A 19,352-nucleotide genomic window follows, 5' to 3' on the forward strand; every position below is an offset into this window, starting at 1 on the left:
GCAATTCGTTTGCCAGCCGGGCGGGACGGCGATAGAGCGGCGGGCAAGGAGTTTCCAGAAATGTTCAATGCAGATTTTCGCGAGGGATTGAAGAGCGGTTTCCCGATCGCCCTCTCCGCCGCCCCCTTCGGTGCGCTGTTCGGCGCGGTCGCCGTCGATAACGGGCTCAGCGTCACCGAAGCCACGATCATGAGCGGCACCGTCTATGCGGGCGCGAGCCAGCTCGTGGGTATCGAACTCTTCGGCCAGAAGGTTGCCCCCTGGCTGATCGTTCTATCCGTCTTCGCCGTCAATTTCCGCCATATCCTCTATTCCGCCGCCATTGCCCGGATGATCTCGAACTGGTCTTTCCTGCAGAAGGCCGCGGGCTTCTTCGTGCTGGTCGACCCGCAATTCGCCGAATCGGTCAGGAAATACGAAAATACCGGCACGGTCGGCTTTTCCTGGTACATGGGCTTTGCCGCGCCGGTCTATGTGCTGTGGCTGGCCATGACCATTCTCGGCGCATCGCTCGGCAATCTTGTCGGCGATCCAAAAGCCATCGGTCTCGATGTGCTGCTGCCGATCTATTTCATGGGCATGGTCTTGAGCTTCCGCCAGCGGGAGAATTTCTACCCTGTCATGCTGGCAAGCGCGGTTGGTGCAACGGTTGCCTATCACATCGTCGGCTCGCCGTGGCATGTCAGCCTCGGCGCCGTCGCCGGAATTCTCGTCGCGGTCATCTATCCGCCGAAGCCGAATTCTGAAAGCGGGGTGGAAACGCCATGAGCGACATGCTGCACACCGATACGCTGATCCTGATCGCGCTCGCCGCCATCGCCACCTATCTCACCCGCATCGGCGGTTATGTGCTGATGACACGGATGAAATCCATCCCGCCGCGCATGGAGGCGGGGCTGAACGCCGTTCCCGTGGCGGTTTTGACCACGCTCGTCGCACCCGCCTTTTTCGAAGGCGGATACGAGGTGAAGATCGGCATGGTGGCGGCACTTCTGGTCTGCCTGCGCTTTCCCGGCCTGACGATGCTCGCCATCGGCTGGGCCATCGTCATCGCCATCCGGCATTTTTCGCTGTTTTAAGCGATCCGCTCCAAAGGCCTGGTTGCGGCCACGAGCCACGCCTTTACCTCTTCCTCGGTGATGAGCGGGGAAAGCTTCTCCAGAACCGCGGCGTGGTAGGCATTGAGCCATTCCAGCTCCTCGTCGGTCAAAAGCGCCGTGACGACAAGCCGGCGGTCGATGGGGCACCAGGTTAGCGTCTCGAAAGAGAACATCGGCTGGTCGCCACCGACCACCTCTTCCGCCTCGCGTACATAGATCAGGTTCTCGATGCGGATGCCGAAAGCGCCGGGCCGGTAATAACCCGGCTCGTTGGACAGGATCATGCCGGGCAGAAGCTCCTGCGTCGAAAGCCGCGAAATGCGCTGCGGCCCCTCATGCACCGAAAGATAGGAGCCGACGCCGTGGCCGGTGCCATGAGCGTAGTCCGCTCCCGCCTTCCACAGCGCGATGCGCGCCAGCGGATCGAGATCGCAACCGCGCGTCCCCTTCGGAAACCGTGCGGTGCTGATGCCGATCATGCCCTTCAGCACCAGTGTGAAGAAACGCTTCTGCTCTTCCGGCACCGTGCCCATTGCGACGGTACGGGTGATATCCGTGGTGCCGTTGACATATTGCGCGCCGGAATCGACGAGGAACATCTCCCCGTCCGCAAGTGTGCGGTCGGTATCGGTGGTGACGCGGTAATGGATGATGGCGGCATGTTCACCGGCACCTGAAATCGTATCGAAAGACACGTCCTTGAGCGGGTTTTGCAGCCCCTGCCCCACCTTGACCCGAGCGGCCTCCAGCGCCTTGACGGCGGCGATTTCGGTGACGCTGCCCGGTTGCTGGCGGTCCAGCCAGCAGAGATATTCGACCATGGCCGCGCCGTCCTGCACATGGGCGGCTGCCGAGCCGGCAAGCTCCGCCTTGTTCTTGCGCGCGCGCGGCAGGCGAACGGGATCCGCCTCCTCGATCAGCGAGCCGCCCGCCGCGGTGATCGCGCTGGTCAGCGCCACCGGGGTCAGATCGGCATCCACCATGACGCGGCCCTTGGCACTGGCAATGGCATGCAGGCGATCTGCGATCTTCGACGGCGGCAATTGTGTCGCGAGCTGCGCCAGATAGGCCTCGGTCTCGATGCCGGTCTTGCGCTTGTCGAGAAAAATATCCGCCCTGCCATCGGCATAGATGATGGCGCGGGCGAGCGGATGCGGCGTATGCGGCACGTCATTGCCGCGAATATTGAAAATCCAGGCGATGGAGGATGGATCGGTAACCAGCAGGGCATCCGCGTCCTTTGCCGAGACCGTCTCCGCCAGCGAAGCGATCTTTTCCTTCGCCAGCTTGCCGGTAAAGGCCTCGGGCTGGATGACGACGGGCTCCAGCGGCTCGGAGGGACGGTCCTGCCAAAGGGCATCGAGCGGGTTCTTTTCCAGAAGAACGACCGAACCGCCCTTGCCGGCAAGCACCTTTTCCAGCCGCTTTAACTCCGCGCCGGTGTGCAGCCATGGATCGATGCCGAGCCGGAAACCCTTTGGAGCATGTTCGGCCAGCCAGACGGAAGGCGGCGCGCCAACCAGATCGCCGCCGCTGAAGATCGATTGATCGACCTGCGACTTGAGCTGCGTCGTATAACGTCCATCGACAAAAACCACCGCCTCCGTGCGCGTCACCAGCGCAATGCCAGCGGAACCGGTAAAGCCGGTCAGCCAGGACAGGCGCTCGGCGCATTCCGGCACATATTCTCCCTGATATTCATCGGCGCGCGGCACCAGAAAACCGTCGATACCAAGGGCATCGAAACCGGCGCGCAGCGCCTCGACACGGGCCTTGCCGAATTGCGGCGCGGATTTGTTTTCGAAGGTCTGGAACATGGGCGTCTTTCGGGAACTGTCATGAGAAAAGCTATTCGTCCGCGCCGTCAAATCATTGGCGCGCAACGACAATGCCACGCGGACAAAGCCGGTTTCAAGCCATATATGACAGACCGGATTGCGGCGATAAATTGTGCAGTTTTTACGAAATAAGTAATACTCAAGGCAAAGAGACATGCGATAAGCGCATACCTACCCTGAGATATCCCCTCTAACTAAACAAAAACACATCGCTTATCTTCAGATCAACACAGCGAGAGAGACACTCTCCTGGCAAACAAGGATTTGAAGCAATGGCAAAATCTTTCCTCCGCACCGCCTTCGATCGCGTCGTTGAAGCACGCGAGCGTCAGGTCAGCCGCCATGTCAACGCCGCCCTTCTGAACCTCGACGACAAGTCGCTGGAAGCGCTCGGCATGAACCGCGCCGATCTTCGTCGCAAGGCAAAGTCCAGCTACGTATTCTGATGATGTCCGGCGCGGCGATCCTCCCTCCACCGCGCCGAACAGGAATACGTCGACCCGCTTGAGCAAGCTCCTCCCATGCTCGCGGGTTTCCAGGCGGCGCGAAAGCGCCGCCTTTTCTTTTGCTCGAAAGGGATGTCGCCGCTGGTTCAGTCTTTGCGCAGATGCAGCGTGACCCAGCCGTTGCGCCAGATGGTGCGGACATGGGAAAGCCGGGCGCCATTATAGGCGGAAAGCACCTTCCAGCGCTGCGACGCCAGAATGCCGGACAGAATGACGGTGCCGCCGGGCGCCAGATGCGTGACGAGCTGCGGCGCCATCTTGATGAGCGGCCGGGCCAGAATATTGGCAATGATGAGATCGAACGGGCCGTGCTTGCGGAAGGCGTCCGAGTGGAAGCCCGGCGCGGTCTCCAGCGCCATCCCGGAGACGATGCCGTTCAGGCGCACATTCTCCTTCGCCACCTTGACAGCGATGGGGTCGATATCCGTCGCCAGTACGGGAATGGGACGCATCTTGCGCACGGCAATTGCCAGAACGCCGCTGCCGGTGCCGAGATCCAGCGCATTGCGCACGGTCCGCGCCCGCAGAACCTCCTCGATCATCTCAAGGCAACCCGCCGTCGTGCCGTGATGGCCGGTGCCGAAAGCCTGTCCCGCCTCGATTTCGATTGCCAGATCGTTCGCCCGCACCTTGTCGCGATCATGGGCGCCATGCACGATGAAACGCCCTGCGCGCACCGGCTTCAGCCCCTCGAGCGACTTGGCGATCCAGTCGACATCAGGAACGATCTCCTTCTCGATGACGAGCCCGGGAAAGGCAGGAGCAAGCAGGGCGCTGACACGCTCGCGGAACTCTTCCTCCTGCTCGGCCATCAGATAGACGGAGGCTTCCCAGATATCGCGCTTCTCATCCACCTCGGTGGTGGCAATCGCGACATCCTCCTCGCCGAAATAGTCCGACATGAGATCGAGGATTTCACCCGCCTGAATTTCGGTCGTGGTGACGTAAAGTCGGATTTCGCTCACGGCGGGCTGCTTTCTCTGGATGAGGTTATTGTTCTTGCCTTTGCCACAAAACCTCGGCCAGTCCAATAAGCCCGGCGCAATTATGCCGCCTCTATCAGCCCTTCAGAAGATTCTGAAGCTTCTGCTCGGCAACTTCCGGGTTTTCGCCATAAGCAATGGTACCGGAAAAACGACCATTGGCATCGAGCAGGATGACGGACGCCGTGTGATCCATGGTGTAATCGCCATTCGGATCCTTCTCGTCCACCGGCACCTTCTTGGCATAGATGCGGTACCCCTTCAGCGTCTCGGCGATCTTGTCGGCCGGGCCGGTGATGCCGGTGATGCGCTTCGAGACGTTGGAGACATATTGCTGCATGATTTCAGGCGTATCGCGCTCGGGATCGACGGAGACGAAATAGGCCTGCAGCTTGTCGCCGGCCGGGTCCACCTTCTCCATCCAGCCATTCAGCTCGAAAAGGGTCGTCGGGCAGACTTCGGGGCAATGGGTGAAACCGAAGAACAGCGCTGTCGGCTTGCCCTGAAAGGCCTTTTCGGTGATCGGCTGGCCGTTTTGCGCCGTGAGTTGGAAGGGCACACCATAGGCCGTCTCCACCATTTCATTACGCGTCTTCGTCATTTCGATCGTCAACCAGCTGACAACGCCGGCGAGAACGAGCACAACGGCCCACAATACGATGCGAATATTTCTCATTGTCCAATCCTACCCCGAAAGCCGGCGGCACATCGCAGGCCCTGGCAGACAGATAACGAAAGGCGACGGGGACGGCAAATCAACTGGACGTATTTGCGGGAACCGCGCTGATTTGTCACAAATCCGCAGCCGGAAAACGCGTCACAGGCACCAGGCGATGCCGCTCTGTACCGTGGACAGGAAAATATCCGTGCCGTGCCGCACCCAGCCGTCAAAGGCAAGAAGCACGATGGCAAGCGAGGCCACAGCGGCAAGACTAGCCAGAATAAACTTCAGCGGATGGGAAACGAGCGTGTTCATATGCCCATCATAACCTGTTTGCATGAGCGCGAAAACCGCCAAAATACTGGGTTTTGCCGGCGGGGCAGCAGCAATTGTTAGGGAAAGTTTAAAATCTTGCTGTGCATTATGACCATAGCGGTTTTTAAGCCTCGACATGATGTCTCCCGGTCCATTCTCCGGCCACCGCATAAAGCTCAATCCTGCGTGGGCCTGTTAGAGAGCCATCAGAGGAAACCTGCCGTCATGTCCAACGCCATCAAGCAATCCGGCGCATATCTCGAAATCGTTTCCTTCCATCTGGGCGATCAGGAATTCTGCATCGACATCATGGCGATCCGCGAAATCCGCGGCTGGGCGCCGGTTACCCCGATGCCGCACACTCCGCCTTATGTTCTCGGCCTCATCAACCTGCGCGGCGCTGTCATCCCCGTCATCGACATGGCCGGCCGCCTCGGCATGAAAATGACCGAACCGTCCGAACGCTCCGCCATCATCGTCACCGATATCGGCGGCAAGCTGGTCGGCCTGCTGGTGGAACAGGTCTCCGACATGATGACCATCCGCTCCGAAGACCTGCAGCCCGCACCCGATATCATTCCGGAAGAACAGCGCAGCTTCTGCCGCGGCATCGTGGCGCTGGAAAAGAGCATGGTCTGCTTCCTCAACCTCGACACCGTCATCGCGGACGAGCTGGCACGCGAAGCGGCCTGATTAGGCTGGCTATTGCCTCTTGATAGGATTTGGAGCGCCTGGCGCCAGCGCCGTTGAAGCGGCGCGGGTTGCATAGTCTGGCAGTCCCGTTTCAGAAGCACTCCGTCACCCCGGACCTGATCCGGGGTCCAGCGCGATCAAGTCCTTGATCGCGAAAGACTCTTTCACGGCGCAGACGCGCCGTGGCTGGATGCCGGATCAAGTCCAGCATGACGGACATGGTCGGACAAAATTTCACGGCTTGCCCTTTTGCCATGTGACCTGCTGGTTATAGAGCGGCACCGTGGAAATCGCCATCTTGGCCGAACCGTCGGTCAGCTCCCGCGCATGCACCAGATAGATCAGCGTATCGTTCGCCCTGTCATAGACGCGGCTGACAACGAGCTTCTTCCAGACCAGCGACATGCCCTGTCGGAACACCTCTTCCCCGCCCTTGGAGAGATCGATGTCGCCGATCTCCACCGGTCCCGTCTGGCTGCAGGAAATGGCATTGTTGGAAGGGTCTTCGAACCAGTTGCCGTTCTTAAGCCGGTCGATGACGCCGCGCTCGAAATAGGTCACATGGCAGGTCACGCCCTTGATCTTCGGATCGGCGATCGCCTCGATGACGATGTCATTGCCGATCCAGTCGACCCCGACCTCACCCACGACCTGCGAATGCGCCGCTGTCACCGGAAGCAATGCCAGAAAGCCCGCAAACAAACCCGACAGAGTTTTCATCGTCATCGCATCTTCTCCGTTACGCTGCTTCAAACATAAGTGCGCGGAACGGTTACGCAACCCGGGAGACGGCGCGTTTTTTCATGCTGCAGGGCTGGTAACCGGTGGAGGTGAGACGCCCCGCGACCATGCCGATCTTTTCCGGCAGATCGCGGATATGGGCAACGCGCAAGGCCTTGGCCGCCGCAATCGACGCGGCCGCGGAGACGACGGCATCTTCCGCTGCATTGTGGTGCACGAAACGCAGCTGCAGGTGATGGGCGATGACATTCAGCTTGTGCGACGCCAGATTGGGCCAGACATGCCGGGCGATCTTGACGCTGCACAGATAGGAAAGGTCTGGATAGGACTGCCGGTATTTGTCGAAGGACGCGCGCATGACGCTGAAATCGAAGGCGGCATTATGGGCGATCATGGTGGCGCCGTGGAAGTCGTCGATGAACTCCTCCATCACCTCGGGAAATTCCGGCGCATCTTCGACATCGGCCGGGCGGATGCCATGCACCGCGATGTTGAAGGGCGAAAACCGCATGTCCTTCGGCCGGATCAGCCGTTCCTCGACGCGAACGATCTCGCCGTCCTCTATCCATGCAAGCCCGACGGAGCAGGCGCTGCCCCGTTCCTCATTGGCGGTCTCGAAATCGATGGCGATGGTTTTCAAGAGTGATTCCCGTTGTTTCATTCCGGCATAGACCGGATTGACGTCAAAGAGAACCGGCCTCGGCAGAACCCGCTTCCGAAAGCATCCAGTCAATGAGCGTCACCAGATCGGGATTATCCAGCATACGCCGCGGATAAACGAGGAAATAGGCAAGCGTGCTGGCCATGTCCTTGCCGAAGGGCGCAATCAATGCGCCCTCCGCAAGTTCGCGGGAAACCAGAGAACGCCGGGTCAGCGCAATGCCGTGCCCGGCCTTGGCCGCATCCAGCGCACCGTTGCTGTCGATGAAGACGGTGCCGCCGGAGGCATCCACGTCCGAAGCCCCCGCCGCCTCCAGCCAGCGCCGCCATTCATTGCGGTTTTCATCGTGCAGAAGCGGAATGGATTTCAGGTCGCCTGCCTCCTGAAGCGGCCCATATTTCTCCAGAAGTTGCGGCGAACAAACCGGCAGGGTGCCGTCATCGATGAAGCGGATGCTCTCCAGCCCTTCATAACGACCGAACCCGTGCCGTACCGCCAGATCGACATCGTCCCTCGAAAAGTCCACCAATCGGTTCGTCACGCTGATGCGGACATCCACCTGCGGATGTTGCTGCTGGAAGGCAGGCAATCGCGGCATCAGCCATTGCACGGCGAAGGTCGGTGTGCAGCTCAGCGTCAGAACCGTGATCTCGGAGCGCGCCGTCAGTTCCGCCGTCGCCTCGCGCATCATCCGGAAGGCGGTGCGAAGCGCGCCGTAATAACGCTCCCCCTCACGCGTCAGCTGGATGCTGCGCGGCTTGCGGAAAAATAATTGCACGCCAAGCCGCGCCTCCAGTTCCCGGATTTGCAGGCTGACGGCACCGGGCGTGACATTCAACTCATTGGAAGCAAGCGTAACACTGCGATACCGTGCCGCGGCCTCGAAGGCCTGCAACCCTTTCAAAGACGGAAGTTCGGCTGCCATGGTTTAGATCATCTCAATTATCGAACGAGAAACAATCGTTTGAAAACACCATAAAACAGGGAGTAAATAGACGCAACAAGACCTGAAACGCAGTGAAAACCATCCATCTCCAGTTTGAGCTAAGCTCAACAGATATCGGGTGGATGACGGCAACCCCGCCTGCGATCATGTCGATACTCACGCTTTTGGGAGATGACGATGGCGATACAGAAACAGATGGATGCAGGTGAATGGGCGATGCTCGTCGCGCTTTCGCTTCTCTGGGGCGGATCGTTCTTTTTCATCGGTGTCGCCGTCAAGGAACTGCCGCCTGTCACCATCGTCACGCTGCGCGTAAGCCTGGCGGCAATCGCACTTCTGATCGTCTGCCGCATCATGGGCCTTCGCCTGCCGCGTGAATGGGCGGTATGGCGCGCCTTTTTCGGCATGGGCCTGCTCAACAACATCATCCCCTTCTGCCTGATCGTCTGGGGTCAGACCCATATTGCCAGCGGACTAGCCTCGATTCTTAATGCCACCACACCTCTCTTCACCGTCATCGTCGCCCATTTTCTGACCGTCGACGAGAAGATGACCGGCAACAAGCTCACCGGCGTGCTGATCGGTTTTGCCGGCGTGGCGACCATGATCGGCCCGGCCGCCTTCACCGGCTCATCCGGCCTCTGGGGCCAGATCGCCATTCTCGGCGCGGCCATCTCCTATTCCTTCGCGGGAATCTTCGGCCGCCGTTTCAAGGCCATGGGCGTACCGCCGCTGATGACCGCCACCGGCCAGATTTCCTCTTCGACCCTGATGCTCATCCCGGCCGCCCTTCTCATCGATAAACCATGGGCGCTCGCCATGCCGGGCCTCGGAACCTGGGGCGCGCTTGTCGGCATCGCCCTCTTGTCGACAGCGCTCGCCTACCTCATCTTCTTCCGCATCCTCGCCAGCGCCGGCGCCACCAACCTCGCCCTCGTCACCTTTCTCATTCCCGTCAGCGCCATCCTGCTCGGTTCGCTGCTCCTCGGCGAGCAACTGGAGATGAAGCACTTCGCCGGCATGGCAATGATCGCCGCCGGTCTTGCGGCGATCGACGGCAGGCTGCCGGCAAAACTCAGAAGCCTGCTGCGCAACGCACCCGCTTGACAGGACCATGCGGCAAAAGCATCCTGCGTGCATGATCGCAACGAAACAGAACATCACCCGCCGCCATACCATCACCGGCCACCCGGCAGGGAGAGGTATGTCGTCGCGTTAAGCGATCCATTTCCACCCTGCCATTAGAGCAGGGTCCGCAAACCTGCTCCCATACGCCCAAGGAGACAGGCATGCAGAATATAAAATTTGCCGACAATGAAGAATCTCAATTCAGCTTGAACGAAGTCGTCCTGCGTGCGGCGCGTCTGGACGATGCGGGAGCCCTGACCGAAATGTTCAACCTGCCCGGCGTCCGTCACGGCACGCTTCGGCAGCCGTTTCAGTCCGTTGAAAAAACGCGAAAATCGATGGAAAACCGCGGCCCGAACGATATCGCCATCGTTGGCGAATGGCGTGGAAAGATCGTTGCCAATGCAGGACTGTTTCGCAGGGCAGGAAGACAGTCCCACATCGCCGATCTGGTGATCAGTGTCCACGACGATTTTGCAGGCAAGGGCGTTGGATCATATATCCTCGCGGCGTTGATCGACACGGCCGACAATTGGCACGATATACGCCGCATCGAGCTGAACGTCTTCACCGACAATCTCCCGGCAATCCGGCTTTACGAGAAATTCGGTTTCGAACGCGAAGGCACCCTGCGCAACGACGCCTATCGTGACGGAAAATATGTCGATGCCCACGTGATGGCGCGTCTTCGATAGTTCCGGTCAGTTATCCAGGTGATCCGCAAACACTTCCCGAATGGTCCGCCGCGACCATTCGGCCATTTTGTCGTTACGCCCGCGCTCCGCATCCAGCACGATCAAAGCCTTCCACAGCGCCCAGCCACGCCCGCGCTGCCATGTCGCCTCATCCAGATCCAGCGCCCGGCGAAAAACGGCGCGGCTTCCCGCATCGAGCACATTCCACGCGAGGATGAGATCGGAAGACGGATCGCCGACGCCGGAACTGCCGAAATCGATGACGGCCGAAAGCCGGCCGTCCTTCACCAGCAGATTGCCCTCGGCAATGTCGCCATGCACCCACACTCCCCGCTTGCGCCAATGGCTCGAAAGCGCAAGCTGCCATATCTCCATGGCCAGCGCCTGATCCACCTCATCGGCAAGCCGCGCCGCCGAAGCCTTCGCCTCCCCGTCATAGACCGAAAGCGGGCCGCCGCGATGGAAATTATGTGCGCCTGCGGGTGGGCCATCCGAAGCATCCACCCCGTGCAATGCCCTTAAAAACGCGGCAACATCAATGGCGATGGTTGAAAGATCGATGCGATCCAGATACCGGGCGAGCGGTTCGCCCTCAAGCCAGCGATAGACGGACCAGCGGAACGGATAACCCTGTCCCGGCTGCGCGAGCGCCAATGGCGCAGGGATCGGAAAAGGCAGGAGCGGCGCAAGCGCCGGCAGCCACCGATGCTCCTTCTCCACCTGCGCAACATACCGGGCGGCACTTGGCATGCGGATCAGCATCTCATCGCCAAGACGGAAGCTGCGATTGTCCCAGCCGCTCAGTTCCACCGGCCGGATATTTAACCCCGCCCATTGGGGAAACTGGCTGTCAACCAGCGCCCGGACCTGCTCTGTGCTGACGACAATGCGGTCATCCATGCTGTGCTCTCCGTGTCAGGCGCAAAGCTCTAGCGGCAGAGAACAACATTGCCATGACGGTGTATCAGCCGCCGATCAAGGCCAGCCATTCGTCCTCGTCCATGGTCTGCACGCCCAGTTCCGTCGCCTTGGCAAGCTTCGACCCGGCTCCCGGCCCTGCCACCAGAATATCGGTCTTTTTCGAAACGGAACCCGCAACCTTGGCGCCCAGGCTTTCCGCCCGGGCCTTGGCCTCGTCCCGGGTAAATTTCTCCAGCGAGCCGGTAAACACCACCGTCTTGCCCGCCACCGGACTGCCATCGGTCGAGGGTTTTTCGGCCTCCTTCGGGCGAAGCTCCCGTATCAGCCGGTCGATGACATCGAGATTGCGCGGCTCCTTGTAGAATTCGATGATGGCGCGGGCCACCACCTCGCCGATGCCGTCGATGCTGTTGAGTTCGGCCCAGGCATCGCTCGCCGGGTCGGCTGCCGCCTTCATGCTCTCTTCGAAATGCTCATAGGTGCCATAGGAGCGCGCCAGCAGCTTCGCCGTGGTCTCACCCACATGGCGGATGCCGAGCGCGAAGATCAGGCGGTGCAGATCGATTTCGCGGCGGGCATCGATGGCGTCGAACAGCTTTCTGACGCTGACCTTGCCGAAGCCATCGATATTCTCGAGCTTGGTCAGATGCGACGCTTCCTGCCGCGCCTTGAGGGTGAAAATCTCGGGCGCGGTCTTGATCGAGAGCGCCGGATCGTCGCTTTCGAAGAAGAAGTCTATCTGCTTGGTGCCCAGCCCTTCGATATCGAAGGCATTGCGCGAGACGAAATGTTTCAGGTGCTCCACCGCCTGCGCGCGGCAAACGAACCCGCCCGTGCAGCGCGTGACCGAATCGAGCTTGCCGGTCTTCTCATTACGCTCCCGCACCGCATGGCTGCCGCAGACCGGACATTTTTCCGGGAATGCATATTTCACTGCCTCGGCCGGGCGCTTTTCCAGAAGCACGTCCAGCACCTGCGGAATGACATCGCCGGCGCGCTGCACGATCACCGTATCGCCGATGCGAATATCGTGATCTTCGGGGCGGATGCGCTCGCCGTTATTGCCGATGCCTTCGATATAATCGGCATTATGCAGCGTCGCATTGGTGACGACGACACCGCCGACGGTGATCGGGGTGAGACGCGCCACCGGCGTCAAGGCACCGGTGCGCCCCACCTGGATTTCGATATTCTCGACGGTGGTAAACGCCTGCTCGGCCGGAAATTTATGGGCGGTGGCCCAGCGCGGGCTGCGCGAGCGGAAGCCCAGCCGTTCCTGCAGATCGAGCCGGTCGACCTTATAGACCACGCCGTCGATATCGTAATCGAGATCGGGCCGTGCGACGCCTATTTCATTATAATGCTCAAGCAATTGCTCGGCGGAGGTGAAACGCTTCATCAGCGGATTGACCGGAAATCCCCACTCCCGGAATTTCTCGACGATACCATATTGCGTATCGGCAATCCGCGCCGGCTGGCCGCCATTCGAAACCTCGCCCAGCGCATAGGCGAAGAACCGCAGCTTGCGTTTCGCCGTCACATTGGCGTCGAGCTGGCGCAGCGAACCGGATGCCGTGTTGCGCGGGTTCACATAGGTCTGCTTGCCTTCGGCCTCCATCTGGGCATTAAGCGCCAGAAAGTCGCTCTTGGCCATATAGACCTCGCCGCGCACTTCCACCACATCGGGCGCATCGGCGGGCAGTTCGTTCGGAATTTCCTTGATGGTCCTGATATTGGCGGTGACATTCTCGCCCGTCGTGCCATCTCCGCGCGTCGCCGCCGTCTTCAGCCTGCGGTTCTCATAGCGGATCGACATGGAAAGCCCGTCGATCTTCGGCTCGGCGGTGAAGGCGATGGAATCGTCCGGCAGATGCCCGAGGAAGCGATAGACGGAACTGACGAAATCCCGCAAATCCTCTTCCGAAAACGTATTGTCGAGCGACAGCATCGGCCGCGCATGCACGATGGGCGCAAAGGTCGGAAGCGGTGCGAAACCGACTTTTTTCGACGGGCTGTCGGCCCGCACCAGCGCCGGGAAAGCCGCCTCGATGGCGTCATTACGCCGCTTCAGCGCGTCATAATCCGCGTCCGAAATCTCCGGCGCGTCCTTGCCGTGGTAAAGCGCATCATGGCGCGCAAGCTCAGCCGCCAGAAACGCAAGCTCGGAAGAGGCTTCAAGCTCGGTGAGGTTTTCGACGGATTTCTGGTCTTTCGACATGACGGCCTCTTTTCGGAATTACCGAACGCTTTTAGCCGAAATAACAAACATTAAAAACAGTTTTGCCGCTGGACTCACAAGCCGAATCCGCTCGCGCAACGCAGCGGGCAGCCGTCAGTCCTTGGCCGCCAGCAGGCGAGCCGCCGCAGCCCTCGCCTCGTCCGTCACCGACGCACCGGCAAGCATGCGGGCAATCTCTTCGGTGCGGTGTTTCGGCTCCATGGTGGCGACGCGCGTGGCGATACGCTCGCTGCCGTCGCCGGATGGGCCCTTGGAAATGAGAAGATGGGTTGCCGCCCGTGCCGCCACCTGCGGCGCATGGGTAACGGACAGAACCTGCACGGTTTTCGACAGGCGGCGCAGCCGCTGGCCGATGGCATCCGCCACCGCGCCGCCGACACCCGTATCGATTTCATCGAACACCAAGGTCGGTGCCGAACCGCGATCCGCCAGCGCCACTTTCAGCGCCAGCAGGAAGCGGGACAATTCACCACCCGAGGCCACCTTCATGATCGGTCCCGGCCGGGTGCCAGGATTGGTCTGGACGTGGAATTCCACCGTGTCGATACCGTCGGCCGTCGCCTGTTCGGCATCAGAGGTAACCTCGACGGTAAACCGCGCCCGCTCCAGCTTCAGCGCCGGCAGCTCTGCCATCACCGCATTGGAAAGCGCATCCGCCGCGTGGCGCCGTTTGTCGGAAAGCGATTGCGCGGCACGGTCGAAATCGGCCTTCACGACGCCTAGATTCGCCTCGAGCTTGCCGAGCTTTTCTTCGCCGGCATCGAGATCGGCGAGATCGGCCACCATTTTTTCGGCGAGAGCCGGCAAGTCTGGCACGGCAACATTATATTTGCGCCCGGCAGCACGCAGCGCGAACAGTCGCTCCTCCACCCGCTCCAGCTCACGCGGATCGAATTCGGTGCGGCGCAGCGCCGCTTCCACTTCCATCTGCGCATTGGAAAGGCTGTCGAGCGCAGCATCCAGCAATTGCACGGTGTCTTCCAGCAAGCCCGGCGCTTCGTGGCTCTTGCGCTCCAGTCGCCGCATCATCGAGGCGATGACAGGCACGGGCGACGCATTGCCGTTCAGGAACTCGCTGGCCTCGGCGATATCGCCGGCAATGCGTTCAGATTTCTGCATCACCGCCCGGCGCTCGGCCAGCTCATCCTCTTCACCGTCGCGCGGCGAGAGCGTTTCCAGTTCCTCGACGGAAGAGCGAAGGTAATCCGCCTCGCGCGCCGCCGCCTCCACCTTGGCGCGGTGCGTCTTCAGCGCACGCTCGGCATCCTTCCAGGTGCGATAGAGGCCCTGAACGGCACGAGCTTCATCGCTCAGCCCCGCAAAGGCATCCAGCAGCGTGCGGTGTGCATCGGTATCGACAAGCGCGCGATCATCATGCTGGCCATGGATCTCGACCAGCAATTGCCCGAGCTGGCGCATCATCTGCACGCTAATGGCCTGATCGTTGATATAGGCCTTGGTGCGACCGTCAGAGGATTGCACCCGGCGGAAAATCAGGTCTCCATCGTCATCAAGGCCGTTTTCGCGCAGGAGAAGCCGTGTCGGGTGATTGTTCGGGACCTCGAAGGTGGCGGTGACCTGCCCCTTCTCTTCCCCGTGCCGCACAAGGCCGCCATCGCCACGGCCGCCAAGCGCGAGCGAGAGACTATCGAGAAGAATGGATTTGCCCGCACCCGTCTCGCCCGTCAACACGGAAAGGCCCGCCTCGAAACCGAGGTCGAGCCTTTCGATGAGAACGATATCGCGAATCGAGAGCTGGACCAGCATGGCCTATGCCCCGTCTCAGGCGCCGATGAGCTTCTTGCCGGCGCGCGAAATCCAGGACCCCTTGTTTTCCCGCGGCTCCAGCCCGCTGCCCTTCAGCAGCTTGTAGGAATCCGAATACCATTGGCTGTCAGGATAGTTGTTACCGAGAACGGCGGCCGCAGTCTGCGCTTCGTCCACCAGGCCCATCGCATAATAGGCTTCCGTCAGACGCGCCAGCGCTTCCTCGATCTGGTTGGTGTTCTGGTACTGCTCGACGACGATGCGGAAACGCGAAACGGCGGCGAGATATTCCTTGCGCTCAAGATAATAACGACCGACCTGCATTTCGCGGCCGGCGAGCTGGTCGCGGGCGAAACGGATCTTGGCCTGTGCGTCGGCGACATATTCCGAATCGGGATAGTCGTTGACGACCTTGTTCATCGCCTCGACGGTGCGCTGTGCGGCGCGCTGGTCCTGCGTGACATCGGAAATCTGCTTCGAATAGGCAAGGCCGATCATGTACTGAACGTAAGCGGCGTCCTTGGAGCGCGGATATTGGCGCAGGAACCGGCTGCCGTTGGTAATGGCCACATCGTTCTTGTTGGTGCGCGTGGCAATGAAGGTCTGCATCACCAGCGCCTTCTGGCCCCATTCGGTGAAGGGATATTGCTTGTCGATCGCCTCGAACTTGCGTGAGGCTTCCGTCATGTTGCCGGCGTTCATGTTGGCAAGCCCCTGCTTGTACAGAACATCCGGCGGATCGGTCTCGACGCCGAGCTTGGTGATGTCGATATCCGGATCGGACTGGCAGGCCGTGACGGCGACACTCGCGCCGACCAACATCAACGAGACGGCGATCCCCCGCATCGTACCCTTCATTGCACCAGACCCTACATGCTTCATTCGACAGTTCCCACTTCCCGCGCAAATACATAAGCATCGGCTTTGCACTGGCGTTCTAGCCATAAAAGCATCCGCAGGGCAACGCAATGATGACGCATTAACGCATTTTTATGGCATCGACCCGTGCAATCGCATGAATATCAGGCGATATTACGCAACTTCTTGTTCGCATCGCGAAAAAGCCGCCCCAAAGGGAGCGGCTTTTTCTGTCAATTGATAGCCTGCGAAGGAATTCACGCAGACCAGGGTGCGAATTCCGGCATGTTGACCGCAACGAATTCGCGGGCGCGCACCATCTGGTTGCGGGCAGCCGGCGCTTCGACGATCTCATAGGCGGTGCGGTCGCTCAAAAGCGCCTTCAGCGCATTGGCATTGACCTTGTGGCCGCCGCGATAGGAGCGGTAGCAGCCGATGAACTGCGCGCCGGCAAGCGCCAGGTCGCCCACGGCGTCCAGCGTCTTGTGACGGACGAATTCGTCCTTGGCGTAACGCAGGCCTTCCATGTTGATGACGCTGTTGTCGTCGGAGATGACGACCGAGTTCTCAAGCGAGGAGCCGAGCGCATAACCGGCGGCCCACAGGCGCTCCACATCACGCATGAAGCCGAAGGTGCGCGCGCGCGACAGCTCGTTCTTGAAGCTCTCCGCCGTCAGGTCGCCCTTCCAGGACTGTTTGCCGATCAGCGGCGTGTCGAAATCGATGTCGACCTCGAAGCGCGTACCGTCATAGGGACGGAATTCCGCCCAGGAGGCGCCCGAATCGATGCGCACCGGCTTGGTGACGCGAATATAACGGCGCTTCACGCCGAGGCTCTTGATGCCGACCGATTCGATCGCTTCGATGAAAGGTGCGGAGCTGCCGTCCATGATCGGCGCTTCCGGACCGTCGACTTCAACGATGAGGTTATCGAGGCCCATGGCGTAGATGGCAGCCATGACGTGCTCGATCGTCGCCACCGACTGGGAAAGCGAACGGCCGAGCACGGTGCACAGGTCGGTATTGCCGACATTGGCCGAAACCGCCTTCAACTCGGTAACGCTGCCATTGTCATGAAGGCGATGGAAGACGATGCCCGTTCCGGCTTCTGCGGGCTGGAAGGTCATCGAAACCGGATTGCCGGAATGCACGCCAATGCCTTTGAGCTGAACAGCATTTGCGATAGTTGTCTGAAATCCGAGCAGTCCGATAGTCATGCGAATATGCCTTGTTTTGCAAACCGCGCCGCTTGAGCGCCGTTCAAGTTTTCGAGCCGGTCTGGCAACCGGCCAAGTCCGTGTTTTCCTTTACCCAGCCTCATACATACGCACATGTAGGTGCCACGACAAATCACTGTTCGTTTCGGATTGTTACACGCGTAAACTGTTGAAAATACAAATTAATTTAGTGTTAATAACGTAAAATAAACAAAACGCCCGGATCGTGAAACCCGGGCGTTCGAAGAGGCGGATGGAATCGCCCTTAGTTGGACTGGCGGCGCAGGAAGGCCGGGATTTCCAGCTGGTCGTCGTCGTGATGGCTGGCCGAAGAAGGCGTTGCACGGCCGTGGTCGTCAAGCTGGCCACGACGCGGTGCGTAGAGGCTGGCTTCCGGCGAAAGCGGGGCGCGGCGCTGCTGCGGCGCCATGCTCGGCGCATCCATCATGTCGGAGGGAACTTCTTCTTCTTCGCGGCGGCCAAGCGAGTTGGTGATGCGCTTCAGAAGACCCATCGGGCCACGCTCTTCCTGGGCGGCAGGTGCGGTGTGGGTGCGGTGATCCAGCTCGGCCTTCACGACCGGCGGGAAGTCTTCGACCTTCGGCATGCGTACCGGCTCGGGCTGGCGGGCAACCGGTGCGGGTTCCTGATAAACAGGAGCCTGCGGCTGCTGCATGCGCGGCGCCGGAGCGGCAACCTGTTCCGGAGCATGGTAGACGGGCGCCGGAGCGACCGGTGCCGGAGCGGCCTGCTGAACCGGCTGGGCCGGACGAAGAGCCGCCGGCGCTTCAGCCGGAGAAGATGCGAACAGCTTGCTCTGCGGACGGAAATCCTGAGCCGGCTGCTGGTGTGCGGCGAAACCGAGTTCGCGTTCCATTTCGGCTTCCGCCGAACGGATGGTCTGGGCGATCGGGTCTACGGCCTTCTGTGCCTGCGATACTGCTGGAGCAGGCTGAACTGCGGCCGGAGCGGAAGCAACGGCCGCGGAAGGACGGATAAGCGGCTTGGCAACGGCTGCTGCGGCACGCATATCGGCAACGTTCTGTTCGCCGACGCCTGCAACGCGGTCGATGCCGGTCGCCACGACGGAGACGCGGATGAGACCTTCCAGAGCTTCGTCGAAGGTCGCGCCGAGGATGATGTTGGCGTCCGGATCGACTTCTTCGCGAATACGGGTCGCAGCTTCGTCGACTTCGAACAGGGTCAGGTCGCGACCGCCGGTGATGGAGATCAGCAGGCCCTGTGCGCCCTTCATCGAGGTTTCGTCGAGCAGCGGGTTGGCGATTGCCGCTTCCGCAGCCTGCATCGCACGGCCCGGACCGGAAGCCTCGCCGGTACCCATCATCGCGCGGCCCATTTCACGCATGACCGAGCGAACGTCGGCAAAGTCGAGGTTAATGAGACCTTCCTTCACCATCAGATCGGTGATGCAGGCAACGCCGGAGTAGAGAACCTGGTCGGCCATGGCGAAGGCGTCGGCAAAGGTCGTCTTGTCGTTGGCAATACGGAAGAGGTTCTGGTTCGGAATGACGATCAGCGTATCGACGGACTTCTGCAGTTCCTCGATGCCCTGTTCGGCAAGACGCATGCGGCGGCCGCCTTCGAAGTGGAAAGGCTTGGTGACGACGCCGACCGTCAGGATACCTTTGTTGCGGGCAGCCTGTGCAACGACCGGGGCAGCACCGGTGCCGGTGCCGCCGCCCATGCCGGCGGTGACGAAGCACATATGGGTGCCGTTCAGGTGATCGATGATCTCATCGATGCATTCTTCAGCGGCGGCGCGGCCGACTTCCGGCTGGGAACCGGCGCCGAGGCCTTCGGTGACGTTGACGCCGAGCTGGATGACCCGGTCTGCCTTCGTCATGGTCAGCGCCTGCGCATCCGTATTGGCGACGACGAAGTCGACGCCCTGGAGGCCGGCCGTGATCATGTTGTTGACAGCGTTACCACCACCACCGCCGACACCGAAAACAGTGATGCGTGGCTTCAGCTCGGTGATATCAGGCTTTTGCAGCTGTATCGTCATTTTAGCATTCCTTCTTTCTCTGGCCGCATCGCCCCGCTGGCCGATTCTTGAAAACTC

The 19,352-nt window shown here is 60.6% G+C and carries 19 protein-coding genes; 6 read left to right on the forward strand and 13 right to left on the reverse strand.

Annotated features, from left to right (window positions below; all coding sequences use genetic code 11):
* Positions 1-60: 60 nt before the first annotated feature.
* Together ACIK7D_RS09610 and ACIK7D_RS09615 are read left to right on the forward strand one after the other, a co-directional pair.
* Complete coding sequence (locus tag ACIK7D_RS09610) at positions 61-768, forward strand: AzlC family ABC transporter permease (RefSeq protein WP_400156178.1); 708 nt, start codon at positions 61-63, stop codon at positions 766-768.
* A complete protein-coding gene (locus ACIK7D_RS09615; protein ID WP_080816506.1) occupies positions 765-1,079 on the forward strand; it encodes an AzlD family protein in 315 nt (104 codons plus the stop codon). Before ACIK7D_RS09610 ends, ACIK7D_RS09615 begins: the two co-directional genes overlap by 4 nt.
* Here the strand turns inward: ACIK7D_RS09615 and ACIK7D_RS09620 are convergent.
* Complete coding sequence (locus ACIK7D_RS09620; RefSeq protein WP_400156179.1) at positions 1,076-2,917, reverse strand: aminopeptidase P family protein; 1,842 nt, start codon at positions 2,915-2,917, stop codon at positions 1,076-1,078. The genes ACIK7D_RS09615 and ACIK7D_RS09620 overlap by 4 nt on opposite strands.
* Before the next feature lie 293 nt (positions 2,918-3,210).
* Between ACIK7D_RS09620 and ACIK7D_RS09625 the strand changes: the two genes are divergently transcribed.
* Positions 3,211-3,384, forward strand: coding sequence for a hypothetical protein (locus tag ACIK7D_RS09625; RefSeq protein WP_003522343.1), 174 nt, complete (start codon positions 3,211-3,213; stop codon positions 3,382-3,384).
* A 146-nt stretch (positions 3,385-3,530) separates the two neighbouring features.
* Here ACIK7D_RS09625 and ACIK7D_RS09630 read toward each other — a convergent pair whose 3' ends face one another.
* From ACIK7D_RS09630 to ACIK7D_RS09640, 3 genes are all read right to left on the reverse strand, one after another.
* Positions 3,531-4,409 carry a 50S ribosomal protein L11 methyltransferase gene (locus ACIK7D_RS09630; RefSeq protein WP_080818669.1) on the reverse strand — a complete coding sequence of 293 codons (879 nt, stop codon included), beginning with the start codon at positions 4,407-4,409 and terminating at the stop codon, positions 3,531-3,533.
* 94 nt (positions 4,410-4,503) lie between these two features.
* Complete coding sequence (sco, locus tag ACIK7D_RS09635) at positions 4,504-5,103, reverse strand: cytochrome oxidase assembly protein Sco (RefSeq protein ID WP_003522341.1); 600 nt, start codon at positions 5,101-5,103, stop codon at positions 4,504-4,506.
* 141 nt (positions 5,104-5,244) lie between these two features.
* Positions 5,245-5,541: a hypothetical protein gene (locus ACIK7D_RS09640; RefSeq protein WP_400156180.1), complete on the reverse strand. Its 297-nt coding sequence runs from the start codon at positions 5,539-5,541 to the stop codon at positions 5,245-5,247.
* An 87-nt stretch (positions 5,542-5,628) separates the two neighbouring features.
* Between ACIK7D_RS09640 and ACIK7D_RS09645 the strand changes: the two genes are divergently transcribed.
* Entirely contained in the window at positions 5,629-6,096 is a 468-nt protein-coding gene (locus ACIK7D_RS09645; RefSeq protein WP_003522339.1) for a chemotaxis protein CheW, read from the forward strand.
* Between the two features lie 234 nt (positions 6,097-6,330).
* Here ACIK7D_RS09645 and ACIK7D_RS09650 read toward each other — a convergent pair whose 3' ends face one another.
* From ACIK7D_RS09650 to gcvA, 3 genes are read right to left on the reverse strand one after another with little or no spacing between them, the layout of a single operon-like run.
* Entirely contained in the window at positions 6,331-6,822 is a 492-nt protein-coding gene (locus ACIK7D_RS09650) for a CreA family protein (RefSeq protein WP_020810267.1), read from the reverse strand.
* A 46-nt stretch (positions 6,823-6,868) separates the two neighbouring features.
* Complete coding sequence (locus ACIK7D_RS09655; protein ID WP_400156181.1) at positions 6,869-7,477, reverse strand: 3'-5' exonuclease; 609 nt, start codon at positions 7,475-7,477, stop codon at positions 6,869-6,871.
* 43 nt (positions 7,478-7,520) lie between these two features.
* A complete protein-coding gene (gene gcvA / locus ACIK7D_RS09660) occupies positions 7,521-8,423 on the reverse strand; it encodes a transcriptional regulator GcvA (RefSeq protein ID WP_080851418.1) in 903 nt (300 codons plus the stop codon).
* Positions 8,424-8,621: 198 nt separating this feature from the next.
* Here gcvA and ACIK7D_RS09665 point away from each other — a divergent pair, with 198 nt between their 5' ends.
* Complete coding sequence (locus ACIK7D_RS09665) at positions 8,622-9,551, forward strand: DMT family transporter (RefSeq protein ID WP_400156182.1); 930 nt, start codon at positions 8,622-8,624, stop codon at positions 9,549-9,551.
* A 182-nt stretch (positions 9,552-9,733) separates the two neighbouring features.
* A complete protein-coding gene (locus ACIK7D_RS09670; RefSeq protein WP_080816493.1) occupies positions 9,734-10,267 on the forward strand; it encodes a GNAT family N-acetyltransferase in 534 nt (177 codons plus the stop codon).
* A 6-nt stretch (positions 10,268-10,273) separates the two neighbouring features.
* Here the strand turns inward: ACIK7D_RS09670 and ACIK7D_RS09675 are convergent, their stop codons facing one another.
* The 6 genes from ACIK7D_RS09675 to ftsZ form a co-directional block, all read right to left on the reverse strand.
* Positions 10,274-11,167 (reverse strand): aminoglycoside phosphotransferase family protein, encoded by an 894-nt coding sequence (locus ACIK7D_RS09675; RefSeq protein WP_400156183.1) that lies wholly within the window; start codon positions 11,165-11,167, stop codon positions 10,274-10,276.
* 64 nt (positions 11,168-11,231) lie between these two features.
* Positions 11,232-13,406 (reverse strand): NAD-dependent DNA ligase LigA, encoded by a 2,175-nt coding sequence (gene ligA / locus ACIK7D_RS09680; RefSeq protein WP_400156184.1) that lies wholly within the window; start codon positions 13,404-13,406, stop codon positions 11,232-11,234.
* Between the two features lie 114 nt (positions 13,407-13,520).
* Positions 13,521-15,194 carry a DNA repair protein RecN gene (gene recN / locus ACIK7D_RS09685; RefSeq protein WP_020810274.1) on the reverse strand — a complete coding sequence of 558 codons (1,674 nt, stop codon included), beginning with the start codon at positions 15,192-15,194 and terminating at the stop codon, positions 13,521-13,523.
* Between the two features lie 15 nt (positions 15,195-15,209).
* On the reverse strand, positions 15,210-16,076 hold the full coding sequence (locus ACIK7D_RS09690; RefSeq protein WP_003522209.1) for an outer membrane protein assembly factor BamD: 867 nt from the start codon (positions 16,074-16,076) through the stop codon (positions 15,210-15,212).
* 233 nt (positions 16,077-16,309) lie between these two features.
* Positions 16,310-17,269, reverse strand: a complete 960-nt coding sequence (gene lpxC, locus ACIK7D_RS09695; RefSeq protein WP_003522208.1) for a UDP-3-O-acyl-N-acetylglucosamine deacetylase — start codon at positions 17,267-17,269, stop codon at positions 16,310-16,312.
* 265 nt (positions 17,270-17,534) lie between these two features.
* Positions 17,535-19,295, reverse strand: a complete 1,761-nt coding sequence (ftsZ, locus tag ACIK7D_RS09700) for a cell division protein FtsZ (RefSeq protein ID WP_400156185.1) — start codon at positions 19,293-19,295, stop codon at positions 17,535-17,537.
* Between the last annotated feature and the right edge of the window lie 57 nt (positions 19,296-19,352).

It is taken from the genome of Agrobacterium sp. P15N1-A (assembly GCF_044626815.1).
GTDB classification, from domain to species: domain Bacteria; phylum Pseudomonadota; class Alphaproteobacteria; order Rhizobiales; family Rhizobiaceae; genus Agrobacterium; species Agrobacterium leguminum.